The following is a 23,340-nucleotide window of genomic DNA, read 5'->3' as shown; positions in this document are numbered from 1 at the left end:
GAAAAACCCGCGCGCCTCAGGCCAGCAGGTCGAAGACCGCCCCCCCCGAGGCCACCAGGATCGAGGATTGCGCGTCCCCGTCGACCAGCGCCCAGAGGATCTGACCGGTGGGGCGATGGATGACGAAGGCCTCGGCGATGCCGGGGGTGCCCGCGCGCGGCGTCTCGGCCCAGTTGACCTGGAACTGCGCCGCCGTGGCCTGGCCGCCATAGGCCAGCACGTCGCCCTGTGGCGCGGAATAGTCCTGGATCCAGTCCGACCCGTGGTCGCGCACGCCCAGGTGAAAGAACCGGTCCGCCCCCGCCCCGCCGTTGAGCCGGTCAAAGCCGAAGCCGCCGTTGATGTAGTCATCCCCAGGTCCGCCAAAGATCACATCACCCAGCGAGGCCCCGGTCAGCAGGTCGTCGCCCGCGCCCCCCGACAGGGTATCGGCCCCGATGCCCCCCGCCAGCGTGTCATTGCCCGCGTCGCCGCGCAGGTCGTCGTTGCCCGCGCCGCCGTCGATGTCGTCGTCGCCGTCGCCGCCATAGATGACATCGCGCAGGTCGGCGGGGCTGAGCCCGCCCAGCAGCCGGTCGTTCCCCGGCCCCCCGTCCAGCGTGTCGACCCCGCTGCCGCCGTTGAGCGTGTCATCCCCCGCCCCGCCGCGCAGCAGGTCGTCGCCGCCCAGCCCGTCCAGCCGGTCGGCGAACCCGGTGCCGGTCAGGGTATCGGCCCCGCCGGTGCCGCGCCCGCCGGTGGCCCCGCCCCCGCCGAAGTCCTGCAACGCGCCGCCCCGGAATTCATAGCGCCAGAACCCGGAGACCCCGGTGTTGCCGCCCAGGTCCGGCAGGTCGCGCAGCGCGGTGTGATCGGCACCCGGCGTGATCCAGCTGCCGACACCGCCGGGGCCTGCGATGCCTGCGCGCGCGCCCGCGTCGTCCAGCGCGGTGCCCTGGGTCCAGGTCACCGACTGATAGCGGAACACCACGTCCAGGTCGCCGCCGCCACGGTCGTGCAGTTGCAGCTGCACGATGTTGGCGACGCTGGCATCCCGACGGTAGGCCCCGACCCGGTCCCAGGTGATCGTCACCACGTCGGCGGCGGTGTCGAGGTCCAGCCAGACCGACCCGCTTTCGGGGGTCTCTCCGTCCAGGCGGGTGTCGATGTCGGCCCAGAAGGGGGCGATCAGGGCGCGGTTCGGGGCCGCGTCGGGGGCGGTCGGATAGGGCGCGAAGCCCGTGCCGAAGGACAGTGTCCCGTTCAGGTTGAAGATCGCGTCATTGCCCGCATACCGCGTGCCGAACAGGGTGAAGCCCGCCTCGAAGACCGCGCGCAGGTCGAGCCGCTGACTGCCGTCGTCGCCGCGCGGCAGCTCGGTCTCGCCAAAGCCGCGCGGCCCGCCCAGGCCGGTGCGCGTGGTGCCATTGCCGCCCAGGGTCATGCCATGCCGTCCATGCCGCACCTCCAGCAGATCGTGCGGGGCGCAGGATGCCGCCGGGATCTTACCGTTCGGTTAGCCGTCCCCAGCCGTTTGCGATGCATTCGTCGCGAATTGGCGGCACCGCACCAGACCTCCAAACCCTTGATCCTGCGAACAACCCGCCGTTAGGGTTCCAGGCAGGAGCATCTGGAATGGGTGCATCAAGGGTTTCAGGGGCAAATTTCATGACAACGCGCATTACCTATAGCGGCGGCAATCCCGCATTCTTCGACCTGGGCTTCGAGGCCGATCAGGGTCTGCAGCCGATTTCCCTGACGCCGACGCGGGTGGAGGTGCGCAACCCAGACACCGGGGCCATCGTCACGATCACCGGCAGCGGTATGACTTTCAGCCCCACGGGCAGCCCCACGGGCGGCACGATCAGCGGCTTCTCCGTGGCCCAGGATGGGCGCGTCATCGCCACGGTAGAGGTCTCGCCGCCGGTGGGGCTGGTGGCCTTCGATCAGGCGGTCGAGGCGAATTATCAAAGCAACAATCCCGCCCCCCTGCTGGCCCTGTTCCAGGGGGCCTTCGTCTTCGATGCCTCCGGGGCGACGAGCGGCATGGACATGAATTTCGACTTCTATTCCCGGCTGCCGGGGCCGGGCACGATCCAGGGGTCGAACTTCGGCGATTACCTGGTGGGGACGGCGGGCAACGATCTGATCGTGCCGCGCAACGGCAACGATGATGCCATTGTCGGCACGCCGGGCAACGACACCATCGATTTCGGTCAGTCCAATGTCGGCGGCAAGGACAACTTCTATTCGCTGCTTTACGCCAGTGAGCCGGGGGCGATCACGGTACGCATCGATGGCGGGGACACGAATACCGGCAGCGTCACCACCACACGGGGCACCGACACGATCCTGGGCGTGTCGCGGGTGCTGGACTGGACGACCGACGGGTTCATGATCACCGGCAGCGCCTCGGGCGACCGGTTCGAGATCAACGTCGGCGACGACGGCTGGATCAACATCCGGCCCGGCGGTGGCAACGACACCCTGATCCTGGCCGCAGACAGCGAGGATCAGATCGTCCGTGTCAGCTATTCCTGGAACGGCTTCAACAATCCCACGACCGGTATCGTGGCCAACCTGGCCACCGGCGTCGTGGCCAATGACGGGTTTGGCGGGATCGACCAGATCACCGTGGTCAGGGACCTGGCCTTTCGTCTGATCGAGCTGCGCGGCACCGATTTCGCCGATGCCATCACCGGCAGCGACCGCAACGACCGCTTCATCCTGGATGGTGGCAACGACACCGTGGATGGCGGTGGTGGCGACCGCGACCTGATCCGTTACGACCGCGGCGGCATGAGCACGGGCATTAACGTCGATCTGGCCACCGGCGTGGCCCTGGGCAGCTGGGAGGGCACCGCCTTCCGCCAGCAGCTGAGCAACATCGAAGAGCTGCGCGGCACCCGCAACATGGACGACACCCTGCGCGGCGGGGCCGAGGACAACGTGTTCTACGGGCGCGGCGGCAACGACCTGCTGGAGGGACGGGCCGGCAACGACCGGCTGTCCGGCGAGGACGGCGACGACACGCTCGACGGAGGCCTGGGCAATGACACGCTCAACGGGGGCGATGGCAACGACCTGCTGCGCGACACGGCGGGCCTGCCCGGGGTCGACGATTACTATGGCGACCTGCTGAGCCCGGGACTGGGCCGCGACACCATCGAGGGCAACGCGACCGCCTGGGCCGCTGGCGAGGGCAGCGACCTGAGCTATTTCGGCCTCGACGTGGGGGGGATCACCCTGACCTGGACCGGCGGGGCAACCGGGTCGGGCACGGTGGTCAGCGGTGACGGTCGGATCAACGACACCTTCTCTCATATCGACTACGTCAACGGCACCAACGGGGCCGATACCTTCGTGATGGCGGATTTCGCCCTGAACGTCGCGGTCTGGGGGGGCGCGGGCAACGACACGATCACCGGCGGCGCGGGCACCCAGGACCGGCTGGCCTATGGCGGCAGCGACAGCCGCACGGGGATCGAGGTCGACATGGCCGCGGGCACGGTGCGCGATAACTTCGGGGATACCGACACCTTCACGGGGATCGAGATCATCTATGGCAGCCGCCTGGACGACGTGATGCGCGCGGGTGACGCGGCGGTCACCTTCCAGGGGGACGACGGCTCTGACCGGTTGATCGGGGGGCTTGGCAACGACACGCTGCTGGGCGGACGCGAGGGCGACGCAGATGACCTGCGCGATGTGATCTTCGGCGGTGCCGGCGACGACAGCATCGACGGCGGCTATGGCAACGACGAGCTGCGCGGCGACGCGGGCAACGACCAGATCGCGGGCGGGTTCGGTGCCGATACCGTCATCGGCGGCACCGGCAACGACACGCTGACCGGGTCCGCCTTTGGCGATGTGATCTTTGGCGGCGACGGGATGGATTTCGTCAACGGCGGTTTCGGGTCCGACCGGGTCAATGGCGGCGCGGATGCGGACAGTTTCTTCCATCTGGGCATTGCCGATCACGGCAGCGACTGGATCCAGGACTACAACGCGGCGGACGGCGACGTCCTTGTCTATGGCGGCAATGCCACCCGCGACCAGTTCCAGATCAACGTCACGACCACCCCCACCGCAGGCGCCGACGACGTGCAGGAGGCTTTCGTCATCTACCGCCCCACCGGTCAGATCCTCTGGGCGCTGGTGGATGGCGACGGCCAGGCAGAGATCAACCTGCGGCTGAACGGACAGGTGTTCGATCTGACGGCCTGAGGCACGCCAGCATAGGTTTTGCGCTGAAATTCGGTTAAGGTCCCCCCAACTTTTCCAGCTTGGGGGGTATCATGCCCGTTTCCGTTTCCTACCTCACCGCCGGTCTGGATCTGATTGACGGGGGCTTCGACCTGTCACGGTTGGAGGCCCTGTCCCTGCCCGATACCGAGGCTTTGGGTCAGCTTCTGTCGGCGCTCGACTCCGCCACCATCACCAGTCTGAGCCCCACCGAGGCGGTGCTCAGCTCGGGCAGTTTCCGGCTGGTTCTGACCGGCAACGGGTTGGGGCCGCAGGGGGATCCGGCGGCGTTCCTCACCGCTCTCAACAATGGCACCTCTACCGGACAGATCACCGGCCTGTCCCTGCGCGACGGCGCGCAGGAGCTGTTCTCGACCAGTCTCTCGGCCAGTGCCATCAGCGTGCAGCTGGGGGCGCTTGGCCTGACGTTGACGGGCACCTTGCCCGCCAGCCTGCAGGATCTCATCGGTCTGCTGTCCGATCCTGCGGGGTTCGCGGCCTACGATCTGGATGCCGTGATCCTGCGCGAGAATGCCGATGAATTGCTGCGCCTCACCCTGGGCGACGGCAGCCTGACGCTGGCCATGAACGGCTACACGTTGACCGCGATGGGCAGCCTGCCCGAGGACCCGGCCGATATCGCGGGGCTGTTGCTGGGGGCGGCTTTGGGCGGGACGCCCGACCCGGAGACGCTGGAGGCGATATCCCTCGACAGCCTGGTGCTGCGCGCGCCCGGCGGGCAGGAAATCATGCGCGCCGAGGGCGATCTGCTCGACATGCTTCTGGGCGACGAAGGGGGGATGGAAACCACGACGGTCGATGGCCAGCCCTTCGACCTGGTCGAGCTGGACCTGGAAAACGGCGGCGGGGCCAGCAGCCTGCTGACGGCCTTTACGGCAGGGACCTACCTGGCGGGCCTGGCGGGGGACGACACCCTGCGCGCCGAAGTGGGTGGCACCCTGCTTGACGGGGGGCCTGGCAATGACCGGCTGGAGGGCAGCGCCCAGGCGGACACGCTGCAGGGCGGCGACGGCAGCGACACGCTGATCGGGGGGGCGGGCGACGATGTGATCCTCGGCGGCACCTCCATGACCGACCTGCGCGATGTGGTCTTCGGTGGCGAGGGCAACGACACCATCGACGGTGGCTACGGCAATGACGAACTGCGCGGCGATGCCGGTGATGACAGCATCGCGGGCGGGTTCGGCGCCGATACGGTGATTGGTGGGGTTGGCAACGATACGCTGACCGGGTCCGCGTTTGGGGACGAAATCTTCGGCGGCGACGGCATGGATTTCGTCAACGGCGGGTTCGGCAGCGACCGGGTCAATGGCGGCACCGGGGGGGATACCTTCTTTCACCTGGGCATCGCGGATCACGGGTCCGACTGGATCCAGGACTATAACGCGGCGGACGGCGACGTGCTGGCCTATGGCGGCAATGCCACCCGCGACCAGTTCCAGATCAACGTCACGACCACACCGACCGCAGGCGCGGATGATGTGCAGGAGGCTTTCGTCATCTACCGTCCTACCGGTCAGATCCTCTGGGCGCTGGTCGACGGCGACGGCCAGGCAGAGATCAATCTTAGGCTGAACGGACAGGTATTTGATCTGACCGCCTGAAATTGGACGACAGATTTGAGAAAAGGAATTGAGACATGCCAATTGCCGTCGCACCGACCGGAAATCCCAGCATCGACGGGATTCTCTGGGGCTGGAAATGGGATTCGCCAGAATTGTCGGTCAGCTTTCCGCAGACCCTCAACGTCTATAATGGCTACCAGGACATCCAGGGCTTTACCCCCTTCACTCAGTTCCAGATCAACCAGATCGTCAACTTCGGTCTCAACAACCTGGGCGTTTTTACCGGGCTGACGTTCCGCCCCGACAACCAGGGCTTCGGCGATCTGCGCTTTGCCCAGGCCAGCCTGATCGACTACGGCCAGTTCCATTTCAACAGAGGCCCGCACGAGCCGGGCAACCAGGGCTCCGCCGAGGCGAACCCGCCCGATCCCAACCTGCTGACCGCCACGCAGTTCGGGGACAATTGGTTCGCGCTCGGAAAATATGAGGCGCCGGAGCTGGGCAGCTTCCAATACGCCGCGGGTCTGTTGCACGAGATGGGGCATTCGCTGGGGCTCAAGCATGGGCACCACGAACAGCAGTGGTCCTTCGACAACACCACCGTCTTTCCGACCCTGCCCGCCGCAGAGGACGGCCAGGAATTCTCGGTGATGTCCTACCGATCCTATATCGGCGACCCGCTGACCGGGGCCTCCGGGCAGGAGGAATACCCCTGGACCTACATGCTCAACGACTACCGGGCGTTGCAGCATCTTTATGGGGCGAACTTCGGGCCGGGGTCGAACAACACCGACAACGTCTATCGCTTCGACCCCCAGACCGGGGCGATGACGGTGGATGATTTCACCTTTGCACAGCCCTACAACGCCAAGATCCTGCTGACGCTTTGGGATGGGGGCGGGATCGATACCTACGATTTCTCCAACTACGCCAACGATCAGGATATCGACCTGCGGCCCGGCGCCTACAGCACCTTCTCGACGGCGCAGTTGTCGAACCTGAGCCTGGGGCGCGCGACCGACGGCGATCAGTTCGCCCGTGGCAATGTCGCCAACCCCTATCTCTATCAGGGCGACCTGCGGTCGCTGATCGAGAATGCCAACACCGGGTCCGGGCACGACCGCATCGACGGCAACCAGCTGGCCAATCACCTGCGCGCGGGCGACGGGCGCGACACGATTTCAGGCGGGGCGGGCGATGACACCATCGAGGGTGGGGCCACCATGGCCGACCTGCGCGACCTGGTGTTCGGCGGCGAGGGCAACGACACCATCGACGGCGGCTACGGCAACGACGAGCTGCGCGGCGACGCGGGCAACGACCAGATCGCGGGCGGCTTTGGCGCCGATACCGTCATCGGTGGCACCGGCAACGATACCCTGACCGGGTCCGCCTTTGGCGACGTGATCTTTGGCGGCGACGGCATGGATTTCGTCAACGGCGGGTTCGGGTCGGACCGGGTCAATGGCGGCGCGGGGGGGGATACCTTTTTTCACCTGGGCATCGGCGACCACGGGTCTGACTGGATCCAGGACTATAACGCGGCGGCGGGGGATGTGCTGCTCTATGGCGGGGCCGGGGCCACGCGCGCGCAGTTCCAGATCAACACCACGACCACGGCCATGGCGGGGGCCGATGCCGTCCAGGAGGCTTTCGTCATCTATCGCCCCAGCGGTCAGATCCTCTGGGCGCTGGTCGATGGCGACGGACAGGCGGAAATCAACCTGCGGCTGAACGGACAGGTGTTTGACTTGACTGCCTGACGCCCATCCTACACCCAAGGCCTATCTGGATTTAACGGAGGTCTCGGAATGGTTGATTACACTTTCGATGCCAATCTCGTCCGCTACGACAATGACACCTTCGACGTCCTTGCCGCGCGACCGCTGACGGTGACCCTGACTTTGGCAGCGGGCAGCACCGGGTTTACCTATCAGATCCTGCTGGAGCCGGCGAACGGCCTGCCGATCATCCGCTCCGATCTGATGATCGAGGCGGTGGCCGCCACGGGCGAGCCGACCCTTGGCGTGCCGTCCCTGCAGGTGCTGGGCCAGATTACCCATGACAACGGTCAGAGCGTGGTCCTGGGCCTGGCCTACGAGAGCGAGGCGGGCGGCCGCACGGTCACCACCGAACTGACGCTCTGCCTGGCGGGCGACCCGCTGCCGCCGGTGGATGACAGTATCGACCTGTCGACCAATGGCCGCGGCACCCGCGCGCCGGTTCCCTTTGGGCCGGACACGGTGATCGACCTGACCGCGCTCGGCCATGATCCGACAGGCCCGTCCACGGTGCCCACGTTGGGCGACGACCTCTTGACCGGCACCGAGGGGGCCGACCGTCTGGACGGGCTGGCGGGCGACGACACCATCGACGGGCTGGACGGCAACGACACGCTGCTGGGCGGCGCGGGCAATGACGTGATCACCGGCGGCACCTCCATGACCGACCTGCGCGACGTGATCTTTGGCGGGGACGGCAACGACACCATCGACGGCGGCTATGGCAACGACGAGCTGCGCGGCGATGCCGGTGATGACAGCATCGCGGGCGGGTTCGGCGCCGATACGGTGATTGGCGGGGTTGGCAACGATACGCTGACCGGGTCCGCCTTTGGCGACGTGATCTTTGGCGGGGACGGGATGGATTTCATCAACGGCGGCTTTGGGTCGGACCGGGTGAATGGCGGCGTGGATGCCGACACGTTCTTTCACCTGGGCATCGCTGACCACGGGTCCGACTGGATCCAGGACTACAACGGGGCCGAGGGCGACGTCCTCGTCTATGGCGGCAATGCCACCCGTGACCAGTTCCAGATCAACACGACGACCACCCCCACCGCAGGGGCCGACGACGTGGCCGAGGCCTTTGTGATCTATCGTCCCACCGGTCAGATCCTCTGGGCGCTGGTCGATGGCGACGGGCAGGCAGAGATCAATCTGCGCCTGAACGGACAGGTGTTCGACCTGACCGCGTGACCCCCTCGAACGGGGGGCGGCCCAAGCCGGGCGGCAGTTGTATCACGCGTGCAAACTGCAGACCCGGAGACCCCCGCCATGACCGATGAACGCCTGCTCAGCGATACCCGCCTGGGAACGCTCGCCCAGGATCATGCCACCGCTGTTCTGACCGGCGGGCAGTGGGTCGTGGCCTACGACCACACCAACCTGGAGGGGCGCGTGCGGATCACCACCCCCGGCGCCACCCCCGAGGAGGACAGCTTCATCGACCTGCCCGTCCTGCGGGGATCGGACAATCTGATCGTCACCGCGCTGGCCGATGGCGGCTTCGTGCTGGGCACGACCAGCCGCGGTATCGGCGGGGATCGCAGCGAGGGCATCTCGCTGCAGGCCTTCGATGCGGACGGCACCCCCCGCAGCGAGGCGGTGCAGGTCGTCGAAGGGCCGGTGTCCCACCTCACCTACAGCCTGACCGAATTGCCGGGCGGGGGCTTCGTGCTCGACTACCGGGACAATCCCACCAACCGGGAGGACCGGCACGACGCGCTGCTCTTCCTCGACGGGGCCTTCGCGGCCCGGGGCGCGCCGGTGGTCCTGTCGCCCGACAGCGGCATCGGCCGGGACACCACCGCGGCCAATTCCGATGTGGCGGTGCTGCCGGACGGGACGCTGGCCGTGGCCTTCGGGGTGCGCAACCCCGACTTCACCCGCCACGTCATGGTGCAGCGCTTCGGCGCGGACGGCACCGCGCTGGACGGCGCGCAGATGGCGGCCAGCATCTTCAACGGCGGCCAGCTGCAGACGATCCGGGTCGAGGCCATGCCCGGCGGCGGCTTCGGCGTGTTCTGGATGGCGCTCAACGCGGTGCCCGGGGTGCCGGGCGGGCAGTTCCGCGTGTTCCTGCAGCGCTACGACGCCCAGGGCCGCACCGTCGGAGAGATCACCCCTCTGCCCGCCAGCGCCGACCCGGAGGTGGAGCCCACGGTGCAGTACAGCACCTTCGCCAGCGACAGCTTCGACGTGGCGGTGCTGGACAACGGCCAGATCTTCGTCGTCAACAGCACCCAGGATTCCGACCTGGGGGCCGACGGGCAGGATGTGGGCTATGCGGTCTACGACGCCACCGGCGGGCTGTTGCAGCCCTTTACCCTGGCTCCGATCGACCGCAGCGACGACCAGAGTCTGGCCCTGCTGGACCAGGTCGACAACGACACCCTGCTGCTGACCTACTTCGACCATCAGAACGTGCTGTTCCAGCAGCAGTCGGGCATCGACGGTCTGCTGCTGGACGCCTTTGTCGACCCGCCACGCGACCTGACGGGCACGCCGGACGACGATCTGCTGCGCGGCGGGGACGGGAACGACACCCTCGACGGGTTGGCGGGCAATGACACCCTGGAGGGCGGCGACGGGGCAGACCGGCTAATCGGCGGGGACGGCAACGACAGCATCCTGGGCGGGGCCACGTCGGCCGACCTGCGCGACGTGATCTTTGGCGGCGAGGGTAATGACACCATCGACGGCGGCTATGGCAACGACGCGCTGCGCGGCGATGCCGGTGATGACAGCATCGCGGGCGGGTTTGGCGCGGATACGGTGATTGGCGGGGTTGGCAACGATACGCTGACCGGGTCCGCCTTTGGCGACGTGATCTTTGGCGGCGACGGGATGGATTTCATCAACGGCGGGTTCGGGTCCGACCGGGTGAACGGCGGCGTGGATGCCGACGCGTTTTTCCATCTGGGCATCGCGGACCACGGGTCCGACTGGATCCAGGACTACAACGGGGCCGAGGGCGACGTCCTCGTCTATGGCGGCAATGCCACCCGTGACCAGTTCCAGATCAACACGACGACCACCCCCACCGCAGGGGCCGACGACGTGGCCGAGGCCTTTGTGATCTATCGTCCCACCGGTCAGATCCTCTGGGCGCTGGTGGATGGCGACGGACAGGCGGAAATAAACCTGCGGCTGAACGGGCAGGTGTTCGACCTGACCGCCTGAGGTGCGGCCAATAAATCCGTGACACCGGTCAAGAGTTCCGGTCTCCTGCCTGCAATCAACATTGTCAGGATTCATTGCCATGCCCGTTCTTTCGCTCAGCAACACCCGTATTCTCGAAGGCGACCGCGGATATGAAAGCGCCCTCTTCCGGGTCAGTCTGGATGCGGTTTCGGCGGCCCCGGTCAGTTTCCGCTACTTCACGGTGGATGGCACCGCCTCGGCGGCGCGGGGCGATTACAACGCGCGCACCGACACGGTGACGATTCAGCCCGGCACCCTGTCGGTGGACATCCCCATCACCGTCTATGGCGGCACCGGGATCGAACCTGACGAGACCTTCTTCGTGGCCCTGCAGGCCGTCAGCAACGCCACACTGGACGGCGGGGCCGCGACGCTGGTGGGCACCGGCATCATTCTTGACGACGACGACGGGCTGCCCTCGGGCGTGACCGGACCCTTTGGCACTGCGCGGGGCATCCAGGGGCCCGCACCCGAGGCGGGCGTCTTTCCGACCGTGGCGATCCACGACGTCTCGGTGATCGAAGGCGACGGCAGCTATGAATACGCCCGCTTCCTGATCACCCTGGACCGGCCCGCCACCGCCGACGTGACCATGGACTTCCACGTCCAGGGCGGGTCCGCCGCCGATCAGACCGGCGATATTCAGGACCGCACCGGCAGCGCCACCATTTCCGCCGGTCAGCAAGCGACCTGGGTTTCGATCGCCGTCAACGGCGGCACCGGGCCCGAACCCGACGAGACCTTTCAGCTGGTGCTGACCGACCTGCGCAACGGCGTCTTTTCGGGCGGGGGCGAGGCGCTGGCGGCGACCGGCACGATCCTCGACGACGACAGCGGCCGCGTCTCGCCCGAAGGCGGAATCGGCGATCCGGGCGATGTGCTGCGCGGCCCGGCTTCGACCAACCCACTGCCGACGCTGCGGGTGCAGGACGTCCAGTACATCGAGGGCGACAGCAGCTATGAATACGCCCGCGTCCTGGTGACCCTGGACCGGCCTTCGGCCACACCGGTCACCGTGTCCTATTACACGCAGGACGGGTCCGCTTCGGGGACGCTTGGCGATTACCAGGAACGCAGCAATACCTTCACCCTGCCCGCCGGAGCCGAGAGCACCTATGTCTCCATCGCCATCAACGGCGATCAGCTGCTGGAAGGCGACGAATCCTTTTCGGTGATCTTCGCGGGCATCCGGGGCGGCCGCTTCGAGGGCGACGCCCCCGCGCTGGAGGCCGAGATCCGCATCATCGAGGACGACCTGGGCACGCCCAGCGGGCCCGGCGGCCTGGGGGCCCCGGCCACCGGCCCCGCCGCCCCCGCCTCGACCGCGCCCATCGTGCCGGTGCTGCAGATCCACGACGCCTCTTTCGTAGAGGGCAATTCCAGCTACGAATCGATGCGGTTCCTGGTGACGATGGACCGCCCTGCCCCGTCGCCGGTCAGCTTCAAGTACGTCACCCTGGACGGCACCGCAGGCGAGGCGACCGGCGATTACATCGACCGCACCGGCACCGTCACCATCCCCGCCGGACAGCAGAGCACCTGGATCTCGGTCTCGGTCTATGGCGACAGCCTGCTGGAGGGCGACGAGGAAATGTCGCTGATGCTGTACGGGATCAGCAACGCCAACTTCGTCGGCAACGCCCCCGCGCTGGTGGCGCGGGGCACGATCATCGACGACGACGGCGGCATCCTCAGCCGGCCCGCGGGGCTGGACGATCCGGCCTCGGGCGTGCGTGGCCCGGTGCCCGATGAGAACGCGGTGCGGGTCACCCCGATCGACATCAGCGTCCATGAGGGCGACAGCAGCTACGAGACGCATTACGTCCCCGTCATCCTGTCGGAACCCGCGCGCAGCGCCGTGACGATCGACTGGCGCACCGTCGGCAACGGCACCGCCACGGCGGACGTGGATTTCAACGAAACCACCGGGCGGCTGACCATCCCCGCCGGATCCGCCGCGGGCGTGATCGCGGTGCGCGTTTACGGCGACACCGCCATCGAGGGCGATGAAACCTTCGGTCTGGAACTGACCAGTGCGACCGGCGTGCTGTTCGCCAATGGGCAGCGGACCATCACCTCCGAGATCCGCATCGTGGGCGAAGACGGGGCCGGCACCGCCGGGGCCAGCCCGGCCTTCGATCTGGGCACCGGGGCCACCGACGGCAACGATCAGCTGCTCGGCTCTTTCGCGGCGGATGTGATCACGGGGCTGGCGGGCGACGACACGGTCAGCGGCCTTCTGGGCGATGACACGCTGTCGGGCGACGCGGGCCGCGACCTGGTCCTGGGCGGGGCGGGCGATGACGTGATTGCCGGGGACGCGGGCCACGACACCCTGCAGGGCGGCGACGGGGCGGACCGCATCTCGGGCGGGACCGGCAACGACCTGATCCTCGGCGGCGAAAGCGAGGCCGACCTGCGCGACGTGGTGTATGGCGGCGAGGGCAACGACACCATCGACGGCGGCTATGGCAATGACGAGCTGCGCGGCGACGCGGGCAACGACAGCATTGCGGGCGGGTTTGGCGCCGATACGGTGATCGGCGGTGCGGGGAACGACACGTTGACCGGGTCCGCCTTTGGGGACCTGATCTTTGGCGGCGACGGGATGGATTTCGTCAACGGCGGGTTCGGGTCCGACCGGGTCAACGGCGGGGCGGATGCCGACACGTTCTTTCACTTGGGCGTGCGCGACCACGGGTCCGACTGGATCCAGGACTACAACGCCGCCCAGGGCGACGTGCTGGTCTATGGCGGAAATGCCACCCGCGACCAGTTCCAGATCAACACCACCACGACCCCCACGGCGGGCGCGGGCGACGTGCAGGAGGCCTTCGTCATCTACCGTCCTACCGGTCAGATCCTCTGGGCGCTGGTCGACGGCGACGGCCAGGCAGAGATCAACCTGCGGCTGGGCGGACAGGTGTTCGACCTGACCGCCTGAGAACTCGGGCAAGGGTCATGGAACCATGACTTTTTCCTAAGTCGTAACCCGTTATGGTGCAGGGACCCCAGCGAAAGGCCCCTGCCCCATGACAAATCTTCTCGGCACCGACGGCGACGACGACGGGATCGCAAACCCGGTCCTGACCGGCACCGCGGGGAACGACGTCATCTCCGGCTTCACCGGCAACGACCTGCTGGAGGGGCTGGCCGGCGATGATTTCCTGTCGCCGGGGTTCGGCGCGGACACGGTGCGCGCAGGCGCGGGCGACGATCGGGTCCTGGTGGTCGAAACCTTGACCGAGGGCGATGTGCTGGACGGCGGCGACGGGTTCGACCGGCTGATCTCGGGGGCCGCCAACACTGTGGCGATCGACGCGGGCACCGTCACCGGGTTCGAACGGATCGACCTGAACAACGGCGCGCTGCGCCTGACCGGCGCGCAACTGGACGGTGTGACCCAGATCACCGGCTTCGGCCCCGGGGGCAGCCTGTTCGTCCTGCGCCCGACGGACCTGGACCTGGGCGCGATTACGCTGGGCGCGGACGACACCGGGGTCGGACGGATCACCGTGCGCTTCGACCGCACCGCGACCGACCCCTTCACCTGGGATGCGAGCGGGTCCGGCGCCACCTGGTATCTGGATGTCCAAAGCGCCCTGGGCCGCGCGACCCTGACCGGCGGGGCGGGCGACGACACTCTTTTGGGCAACGAAACCCACGACCTGTTCGGGGGCGCGGGCGACGACGTCCTGTCGCTGCGCACCTTTCGTGCGGTCCCCATCCCGCTGGTGGTGGACGGAGGCGACGGCCGCGACACCTACGGCCGGGCGGATTACGGCAACAACCTGGAGCTCGACAACATCACCTTCCGCAACGTGGAGGTCCTGTCGGGGCGCGCCATCGGCACCGCCGAGACGCTGCTGAGCTTCGAGGCGCTGGAGGGCATCGGCTACCTGGAGCTGTCGGCCCCGGGCACCCTGGACCTGTCGGGCCGGATCGGCAGCGTCACGGGACGGCGCATCACCGGGGCCGAGGAGTTCCGGCTGCGCGGCAGCGACGGCAATGACATGCTGACCTGGACGGACACCCGATTCGCCATCCACATGAACGGCGACCTGGGGTCCGACACCCTCGTCACCGGGGCGGGCAACGATTCCATCCTCGGGTCCTTTGCCCGCACGCCGGGCCTGGTCGATCACGACCTGATCCGGTCGGGCGACGGCAGCGACACGATCCTGGGTGCCAGCGGGAACGACACCATCATCGCCTGGGGCAGCGACGCCGACGGCGCCGACCGGGTCGAGGGCGGCACCGGGTCCGACAGCATCGAGGGCGGCGCGGGCAACGATGTCCTGTTGGCCTCGGGTGCGTTCTTCGGCGCGCCGGACGACGACACGGGCGACGACACCATCGACGGCGGCGACGGGGCGGACCGGATCCTGGGCGCGGGGGGCCGCGACCTGCTGATCGGCGGCACCTCCGAGGCGGATCTGGGCGATGTCATCTTTGGCTTCAGCGGGAACGACACGATCCGGGGCGGCGCGGGCAACGACGATGCCAACGGCGGGGCCGGCAACGACGTGCTGGACGGCGGCACCGGGTCCGACACCCTGGCGGGGGGCGCGGGCGACGACACGATATCGGGCGGGGCGCTGTCGGACGTCATCTTCGGCGGCGACGGGATGGACTTCATCAACGGCGGCTTCGGGTCGGACCGGATCAACCTGGGCGCGGGTGCCGACCGGGTGTTCCACGCGGGCGTGGCGGGGCACGGCTCCGACTGGATCCAGGATTTCGCGGCCGAGGATGCGCTGGTGGCGGTGGACACGGCGCGGGCCGCCGATTTCCAGGTCAACACCGCCACCACGGCGGGCGCGGGCGCGGGCGACGTGGAGGAGGCCTTCGTCATCTATCGCCCCACAGGTCAGATCCTCTGGGCGCTGGTCGACGGAGACGGGCAGGACACGATCACCCTGCGCATCGACGAGGTCGACCATCAGCTGATGATCTGAGACACGGACGGGCGCGGTTGCCGCTTGGTCCGGCCCGCGCTAGGCTGGCCGGACTTATAAAATTGAAATCGTTAACAAAACGGCGAACCCCATGCCCGACGCCCCCTCCACCGACCTGAGCTATTACTTCGGAACCACGACCTCCAGACCCGTCTTTCCAACCATTCCCACCGATATCGCGGACTGGGACACCAGCCGGGTCACGACGATGCAAGGCCTGGCCCGGTTGAACTTCGGCTTCAATGCGGACATCAGCGGATGGGATACCGGCAGCGTCACGCACATGGGGTGGATGTTTGCCTACGCCCAGGCCTTCAACCAGGACATCGGCGGCTGGGATACCAGCAGCGTCATAGGCATGGGGCGGATGTTTGCCCGTGCCAGTACCTTCAACCAGGACATCGGCGGCTGGGACACCAGCAGCGTCATAGGCATGGGGGAGATGTTTGCCGGCGCCCAGGCCTTCAACCAGGACGTCGGTGGATGGGACACCAGCAACGTCACGTACATGGCGGGGATGTTTGTCGCCGCCCGTGCCTTCGACCAGGACATCGGCGGGTGGGATACCGGCAACGTCACGAACATGGGGCGGATGTTTGCCGGTGCCGATGCCTTCAACCAGGACATCGGTGGATGGGACACCGGCAGCGTCACAAACATGGGGTCGATGTTTTCCCGCGCCCAGGCCTTCAACCAGGACATCGGTGGGTGGGATACCGGCAACGTCACGGACATGGGGGGGATGTTTGAGTTTGCCCGTGCCTTCAACCAGGACATCGGCGGCTGGGACACCGGCAGCGTCACGGACATGTGGGGGATGTTTTCCAACGCCGATGCCTTCAATCAGGACATCGGCGGATGGGACACCAGCAGCGTCATAGGCATGGGGTGGATGTTTTACGCCGCCGATGCCTTCAACCAGGACATCGGCGGATGGAACACCAGCAGCGTCACGGACATGGAGCGGATGTTTTACGCCGCCGATGCCTTCAACCAGGACATCGGTGGGTGGGACACCGGCAACGTCACGAACATGGGGGGGATGTTTTCCCGCGCCCAGGCCTTCGACCAGAATATCGGCGGATGGGACACCGGCAGCGTCACGAACATGGGGGGGATGTTTTCCGAAGCCCGTGCCTTCAATCAGGACATCAGCAGGTGGGACACCGGCAACGCTACGGACATGCGGTGGATGTTTGCCCGTGCCAGTACCTTCAACCAGGACATCGGCGGGTGGGACACCGGCAACGTCACGGACATGGGGGGGATGTTTTCCGGCGCCCGTGCCTTCAACCAGGACATCGGCGGATGGGACACCGGCAACGTCACGAACATGACGGGGATGTTCGGCAGCATGGAGGCCTTCGATCAGGATCTCGGGGGGTGGGACATCTCCTCCCTCGAAGAGGCCTTCAACATGTTCAACTGGTCCGCGATGAGCATCGCCAACTTCGACGCCACGCTGGCGGGGTGGGCGCGGCTCGACCCCGGAGAGGAGGCGATCCCGACCGGTGTGACACTCGGGGCCCATGGGCTGCGCTACAGCGATGTCGCGGCCTTTGAGACCCTGACCCAGACCTACGGCTGGACGATCGGGGGAACCACGCGTGTCTACCCCGTGACCTCCCTGACCACGGACGACGACAGCCGCGACCTCTCGTCCGAGACGACCGCGCAGCGCATCGCGGGCATGTCCGGCGACGACCACGTGATCGGCGGCACCGGGGCCGACGCCCTGATGGGCGAGGTCGGCGCCGACACGCTGGAAGGCGGGCTGGGGCAGGACACGTTGACCGGGGACCGGGGCGACGACTGGCTGTTCGGCGCGCGCCAGACCGGCGACACCGAGGCCGACCAGGCGGATTGGCTGTTCGGCGGCGCGGGCAACGACCACCTCGACGGCGGCGCGGGCAACGACGAGCTGCGCGGCGACGCGGGCAACGACACCATCCTGGGCGGGCGGGGTGCCGACACGGTGATCGGAGGCGCGGGCGACGACATCCTCTCCGGCGGGGCCTTCGGCGATCTGCTGTTCGGCGGCTACGGGATGGATTTCATCAACGGCGGCTTCGGGTCGGACCGGGCGAACGGTGGGCGCGGAGCCGACACGTTCTATCATCTGGGCGTGGCGGAGCACGGCTCCGACTGGATCCAGGATTACAATGCGGCCCAGGGCGATTACAATGCGGCCCAGGGCGACGTGCTGCAATTCGGCGGCACCGCCACCCGCGATCAGTTCCAGGTCAACACCGCCACCACGGCGGGCGCGGGCGCGGGCGACGTGCAGGAGGCCTTCGTGATCTATCGCCCCACCGGTCAGATCCTCTGGGCGCTGGTCGACGGAGACGGGCAGGATCAAATCAATCTGCGGCTGGGGGCACAGGTGTTTGATCTGACCGCCTGAGGCCCCTTTGAACGGGGGGGACCTGGCGGATTGACGCAGGCGGGAGGACGGGGCGACACTCGGACCAGTTCCGGCCTCACCCGGCCGGACCAGCCGGAGGGGCACGGACATGCAGTGGATCAGCACATTTCTGCGCGGCGGATCGGACATGTTCCGCGGCGTCGAGGGCTATTTCGCAGGCCGCGGCGTGGAACTCGGCGGCCCCCTCACCCCGGTCGTCGTCGATCAGGCCACGCCCACCCAGGTCACCCTGCGCGACTTTGGCAACCTGGGCGCGATCACCTTCACCGGCACCGGGTTGACGGTGCAGACCGCGACCACGCCGGGCGGCGTGGGCAGCATCCCGCTTCTGACCGGGGGCACGATCACCGGGATGACCGTGCGGTTCAATGATGCGCTCGACGATCTGATCAACGCTCTGGCGCTGGCCAATACCGCCGCCGAGCGGGCGCGCATCCAGGCCCAGATCCAGATCGTGCAGAACGACCCCGCCCAGCTGAAACCCAACGCCATCGTCACCATCCCAGAAGGCATGTCGGCAGCGGCCCTCGGCCAGTCGATCCTGGCCTCCTACCAGGCGCGCAGCGGCGATCCGGGCCGCGCCTTCCTGAGCCAGTTCAACCATGCCTCCACCGCGCTGGTGCCGGGGGCCGACATCCTGGGTTTCGACGGGGCCGATGTGCTGACCGGGGGGCCGGGGTTCAACACGATCTTCGGCTTTGGCGGCAACGACACGCTCGATGGCGGCGACGGGACCAACATCCTGTCGGGCGGGCCGGGGTCGGACCTGTACCTGGCCGGGGCGGGGGCCGATCAGATCACCGATGACGGGCCGATTTCGGACCGCGACATCGTTTCCTATGCCAATGCCCCCGCAGGTCTGGTCGCGGATCTGGAATTCTCGGACGGCAACCAGGGCACCGGCTATGCCGCAGGCGATCAGATGGGCGGGATCGAAGGGCTGATCGGCACGCGCTTTGACGACACGCTGATCGGGCGCTCTCTGGTGCAGGGGCCGTTGTCGTCGGACTACCTGGAGGGGGGCGCGGGCAACGACACGATCCTGGGCGGCGACGGCAGCGACACGCTGGTCGGCGGCCAGGGGTTCGACGTGCTGATCGGCGGACCGAACCGGAACACCGTGGGCGACCTGGGCCCCGGCGACCTGGCGGTCTTTGCCGCCGGGCCGAACGAGGTGCATTTCTTCAACTCCGCCCAGGGCCTGCTGGTGGTCACACCGCGCGGCGGTGTGGATCTTCTGCGCGAAGTCGAATTCCTGAGCTTCAACGGTCAGGTCTTCGGATTGAACCAGCTGACCCTGTCGAACGCCAACCTGCGGATCGGCGGCACCGGCGGCGACCGGCAGACCGGGACCAACGGCGTCGACCTGCTGTTCGGCGCGGCGGGCAATGACACGCTGGAGGGCGGCGGCGCCAACGATCAGCTGGACGGCGGCGCGGGCAACGACAGCCTGTCGGGCGATGCCGGGCGCGACACCCTGCTGGGGGGCGACGGGGCCGACACGATCACGGGCGGCGCCGATGCCGACCTGATCCTTGGCGGCGAGACCATCGACGACCTGCGCGACGTGATCTTCGGCGGTGCCGGCAATGACACCATCGACGGCGGGCACGGCAACGACGAGCTGCGCGGCGACGCAGGCAACGACAGCATCGCGGGCGGGTTCGGCGCGGATACGGTGATCGGGGGCACCGGCAACGACACGTTGACCGGATCCGCCTTTGGCGATGTGATCTTCGGCGGCGACGGGATGGATTTCGTCAACGGCGGCTTCGGGTCCGACCGGGTCAATGGCGGGGCCAATGCCGACACGTTCTTTCACCTGGGCGTGCGCGACCACGGATCGGACTGGATCCAGGACTACAACGCCGCCCAGGGCGATGTGCTGGCCTACGGCGGCAATGCCACCCGTGCGCAGTTCCAGATCAACACGACGACCACCCCCACAGCGGGCGCGGGCGACGTGGCCGAGGCCTTTGTGATCTATCGCCCCACAGGTCAGATCCTCTGGGCATTGGTGGATGGCGACGGGCAGGATCAGATCAACCTGCGCCTGAATGGCCAGATCTTCGACCTGACGGGCTGACGCAGCCGACCCGCCCGCAGTTGACAGAAGGCGCCGGGACGGCCCCTTCTGGACAGGCTGCCCCCCGTTCCGCATTCCGGAGTTTGAATGACCCTTCTGAGCAACCGCAACTTCTGGATCCCCGACAGCCTCGGCTCCGAGGTGAACCACCCCTGGATCGTCACCTATTTCCGCAAGGAAACGATCCGCACCGGGGACGGTCTTTACGATTTCACCATCGTCACCACGATCCAGTATGACGGCTATCCCTACAGCTTCGATTTCACCGGCACGTCGGAACAGATCCGCCTGGGCAACGATGGCAATGGCGACCTGCTGATCCACCATGCGGGGGGCACGACCACGCTGCGCGACTTCGAAGACGGGCGCGCGATCCGCGGCTTTGCCTTTTCCGACCTGTCCCCGCGCATCCCGACCGAGGAAGGCACGATCACCCCGGACTACGGCTCCAGCACCCTGACGGTGACCGAGGGCACCACCTCCAGCCTCAACGTGCTGGGCCTGCCCACCATCGAGGCGCATTACTTCCTGGAGCAGGTCTCCTTCAGCAACGGAGAGACCTGGGACCTGACCCGCGGCGTGACCGTGCGCGGCACGGCGGGCGACGACGATCTGATGGGCTTCGACATCAACGATCACACCGGCCGGGGCTATGCCGACCTGATTCAAGGTTTCGCGGGCAACGACGTCCTGCAGGGCTTTGGCGGCAACGACACGCTGGATGGCGGCACCGGCGAGGATCAGATGTATGGCGGTGCGGGTGACGATACCTATATCCTGCGCGCGGGCGACGGCGGGACCGACAGGGATCTGGGGCTCGGCATTCTCAGCGAACAGGTGGGCGAAGGCACCGATACGCTGCGCATTACCGGGATCGCGCCCGACGCGCTGCGCATCTGGCAGGATGCCGATGGGTTCGCCTTCGGCCTGCCCGGTGTGGGCGGGGCCGAGATCGGCCTGCAGATCATCGAGACAAATGCCCCCATCAACGCGGGCCACGACTTCTGGCAGCGCTACGAGCGGGTGGAATTCGACGACGGCACCGTCTGGACCGAGGCCACCGGCCTCGTGATGCGGGGCACCGACGCGGGACAGGAGCAGACCGGCACCGAGACCGCCGACCGCATCGAGGGCCGCGGCGGCGACGACCTGCTGCAGGGATTCGGCGGCGACGACACCCTCGATGGCGGCACCGGCGCCGACCAGATGTATGGCGGCGCGGGCGACGATACCTACCTGCTGCGCGCGGGCGACGGCACCCCCCAAGCCTACAACGAGGACGGCACCGGCGGGCCGGGCTGGCTCTCCGAGGCGCAGGACGAGGGCACCGACACCATCCGCATCATCGGCGTGACCCCCGACGATCTGCGCATCTGGTTCAGCACCGACGGGCTTGTCTTCGGCCTGCCCGACGGCGCGGGCGGCTATGGCCTCCAGGCCATCGAGACCTTCGACCCCGACAACGGCGCGATGGATTTCTGGCAGCGCTACGAGCGGGTGGAATTCGACGACGGCACCGTCTGGACCGAGGCGACCGGTCTCGTGATGCGGGGCACCGACGCGGGACAGGAGCAGACCGGCACCGAGACCGCCGACCGCATCGAGGGCCGCGGCGGCGACGATCTGCTGCAGGGCTTCGGCGGCAACGACACCCTCGATGGCGGCACCGGCGCCGACCAGATGTATGGCGGCGCGGGCGACGATACCTACCTGCTGCGCGCGGGCGACGGCACCCCCCAGGCCTACAACGAGGACGGCACCGGCGGGCCGGGCTGGCTCTCCGAGGCGCAGGACGAGGGCACCGACACCATCCGCATCATCGGCGTGACCCCCGACGATCTGCGCATCTGGTTCAGCACCGACGGGCTTGTCTTCGGCCTGCCCGACGGCGCGGGCGGCTATGGCCTCCAGGCCATCGAGACCTTCGACCCCGACAACGGCGCGATGGATTTCTGGCAGCGCTACGAGCGGGTGGAATTCGACGACGGCACCGTCTGGACCGAGGCGACCGGCCTCGTGATGCGGGGCACCGACGCGGGACAGGAGCAGACCGGCACCGAGACCGCCGACCGCATCGAGGGCCGCGGCGGCGACGACCTGCTGCAGGGCTTCGGCGGCAACGACACCCTCGATGGCGGCACCGGCGCCGACCAGATGTATGGCGGCGCGGGCGACGATACCTATTTCGTAGACAATACAGAGGATTATATCCGGGAACAGGCGGGCGGGGGTGCGCAGGATCGCGTCTTTTCCAGCATCTCCTGGTCGATGAACCAGGAGGACCGGGCGCATCTGGAACATCTGACCCTGATCGGTGCCGGACCAATCGACGGGACCGGCAACGCGCGGGCCAATGAGATCATCGGCACCCCGGACAGCAACCGCCTGTCCGGCGAGGCGGGCAACGACACCCTGCGCGGGCTGGACGGGGCGGACACGCTGTCGGGCGGCGCGGGCAACGACCTGATCGAGGGCGGCGAGACCGAGGCCGACCTGCGCGACGTGATCTTTGGCGGGGACGGCGATGACACCATCGACGGTGGCTACGGCAACGACGCGCTGCGCGGCGACGCGGGCAACGACCAGATCGCGGGCGGCTTCGGGGCCGATACGGTGATCGGGGGGGCGGGCAACGACACCCTGACCGGGTCCGCCTTTGGCGACGAGATCTTTGGCGGCGACGGGATGGATTTCGTCAACGGCGGTTTCGGGTCCGACCGGGTCAATGGCGGCGCGGATGCGGACAGTTTCTTCCATCTGGGCATTGCCGATCACGGCAGCGACTGGATCCAGGACTACAACGCGGCGGACGGCGACGTCCTTGTCTATGGCGGCAATGCCACCCGCGACCAGTTCCAGATCAACGTCACGACCACACCGACCGCAGGCGCCGACGACGTGGCCGAGGCTTTCGTCATCTATCGCCCCACCGGTCAGATCCTCTGGGCATTGGTGGATGGCGACGGGCAGGATCAGATCAATCTGCGGCTGGGGGGCCAGGTGTTCGACCTGACCGTGTGAACGGCGGAAAAGGTCATGGAACCATGACTATGCAGGGTGTGCAGACGGTGTTCTT

The 23,340-nt window shown here is 67.5% G+C and carries 11 protein-coding genes; 10 read left to right on the top strand and 1 reads right to left on the bottom strand.

Features of this window, described 5'->3' with window-relative positions:
• Positions 1–16 precede the first annotated feature (16 nt).
• Positions 17–1,423: a nidogen-like domain-containing protein gene (locus tag K3551_RS18435; protein WP_259919806.1), complete on the bottom strand. Its 1,407-nt coding sequence runs from the start codon at positions 1,421–1,423 to the stop codon at positions 17–19.
• Between the two features lie 224 nt (positions 1,424–1,647).
• On the opposite strand from K3551_RS18435, the gene K3551_RS19990 reads away from it, so the two are divergent.
• From K3551_RS19990 to K3551_RS19985, 10 genes are all read left to right on the top strand, one after another.
• Positions 1,648–4,206 carry a calcium-binding protein gene (locus tag K3551_RS19990; protein WP_311199802.1) on the top strand — a complete coding sequence of 853 codons (2,559 nt, stop codon included), beginning with the start codon at positions 1,648–1,650 and terminating at the stop codon, positions 4,204–4,206.
• 71 nt (positions 4,207–4,277) lie between these two features.
• Entirely contained in the window at positions 4,278–5,849 is a 1,572-nt protein-coding gene (locus K3551_RS18410; protein WP_259919802.1) for a calcium-binding protein, read from the top strand.
• 35 nt (positions 5,850–5,884) lie between these two features.
• Positions 5,885–7,573 (top strand): M10 family metallopeptidase C-terminal domain-containing protein, encoded by a 1,689-nt coding sequence (locus K3551_RS18405; RefSeq protein ID WP_259919801.1) that lies wholly within the window; start codon positions 5,885–5,887, stop codon positions 7,571–7,573.
• 48 nt (positions 7,574–7,621) lie between these two features.
• On the top strand, positions 7,622–8,788 hold the full coding sequence (locus K3551_RS18400; RefSeq protein WP_259919799.1) for a calcium-binding protein: 1,167 nt from the start codon (positions 7,622–7,624) through the stop codon (positions 8,786–8,788).
• Positions 8,789–8,866: 78 nt separating this feature from the next.
• Positions 8,867–10,774 carry a calcium-binding protein gene (locus K3551_RS18395; protein ID WP_259919797.1) on the top strand — a complete coding sequence of 636 codons (1,908 nt, stop codon included), beginning with the start codon at positions 8,867–8,869 and terminating at the stop codon, positions 10,772–10,774.
• A gap of 79 nt (positions 10,775–10,853) precedes the next feature.
• Complete coding sequence (locus tag K3551_RS18390; protein ID WP_259919793.1) at positions 10,854–13,739, top strand: Calx-beta domain-containing protein; 2,886 nt, start codon at positions 10,854–10,856, stop codon at positions 13,737–13,739.
• An 88-nt stretch (positions 13,740–13,827) separates the two neighbouring features.
• Positions 13,828–15,753, top strand: a complete 1,926-nt coding sequence (locus K3551_RS18385; RefSeq protein WP_259919790.1) for a calcium-binding protein — start codon at positions 13,828–13,830, stop codon at positions 15,751–15,753.
• 91 nt (positions 15,754–15,844) lie between these two features.
• A complete protein-coding gene (locus tag K3551_RS18380; RefSeq protein ID WP_259919788.1) occupies positions 15,845–18,157 on the top strand; it encodes a BspA family leucine-rich repeat surface protein in 2,313 nt (770 codons plus the stop codon).
• A 109-nt stretch (positions 18,158–18,266) separates the two neighbouring features.
• Complete coding sequence (locus tag K3551_RS18375; protein WP_259919785.1) at positions 18,267–20,264, top strand: calcium-binding protein; 1,998 nt, start codon at positions 18,267–18,269, stop codon at positions 20,262–20,264.
• A gap of 87 nt (positions 20,265–20,351) precedes the next feature.
• Complete coding sequence (locus K3551_RS19985) at positions 20,352–23,285, top strand: calcium-binding protein (RefSeq protein WP_311199801.1); 2,934 nt, start codon at positions 20,352–20,354, stop codon at positions 23,283–23,285.
• Positions 23,286–23,340: the final 55 nt, after the last annotated feature.

The organism is Jannaschia sp. M317, assembly GCF_025141175.1.
Taxonomy (GTDB): Bacteria; Pseudomonadota; Alphaproteobacteria; order Rhodobacterales; family Rhodobacteraceae; genus Jannaschia.
This window is presented reverse-complemented; position numbering and strand designations above follow the sequence as displayed.

Coding starts and splice junctions, on each gene's coding strand:
- K3551_RS18400 (WP_259919799.1), top strand. CDS start 7,622: ATGGTTGATTACACTTTCGATGCCAATCTCGTCCGCTACGACAATGAC.
- K3551_RS18410 (WP_259919802.1), top strand. CDS start 4,278: ATGCCCGTTTCCGTTTCCTACCTCACCGCCGGTCTGGATCTGATTGAC.
- K3551_RS18385 (WP_259919790.1), top strand. CDS start 13,828: ATGACAAATCTTCTCGGCACCGACGGCGACGACGACGGGATCGCAAAC.
- K3551_RS19990 (WP_311199802.1), top strand. CDS start 1,648: ATGACAACGCGCATTACCTATAGCGGCGGCAATCCCGCATTCTTCGAC.
- K3551_RS18390 (WP_259919793.1), top strand. CDS start 10,854: ATGCCCGTTCTTTCGCTCAGCAACACCCGTATTCTCGAAGGCGACCGC.
- K3551_RS18395 (WP_259919797.1), top strand. CDS start 8,867: ATGACCGATGAACGCCTGCTCAGCGATACCCGCCTGGGAACGCTCGCC.
- K3551_RS18405 (WP_259919801.1), top strand. CDS start 5,885: ATGCCAATTGCCGTCGCACCGACCGGAAATCCCAGCATCGACGGGATT.
- K3551_RS18435 (WP_259919806.1), bottom strand. CDS start 1,423: ATGACCCTGGGCGGCAATGGCACCACGCGCACCGGCCTGGGCGGGCCG.
- K3551_RS18380 (WP_259919788.1), top strand. CDS start 15,845: ATGCCCGACGCCCCCTCCACCGACCTGAGCTATTACTTCGGAACCACG.
- K3551_RS18375 (WP_259919785.1), top strand. CDS start 18,267: ATGCAGTGGATCAGCACATTTCTGCGCGGCGGATCGGACATGTTCCGC.
- K3551_RS19985 (WP_311199801.1), top strand. CDS start 20,352: ATGACCCTTCTGAGCAACCGCAACTTCTGGATCCCCGACAGCCTCGGC.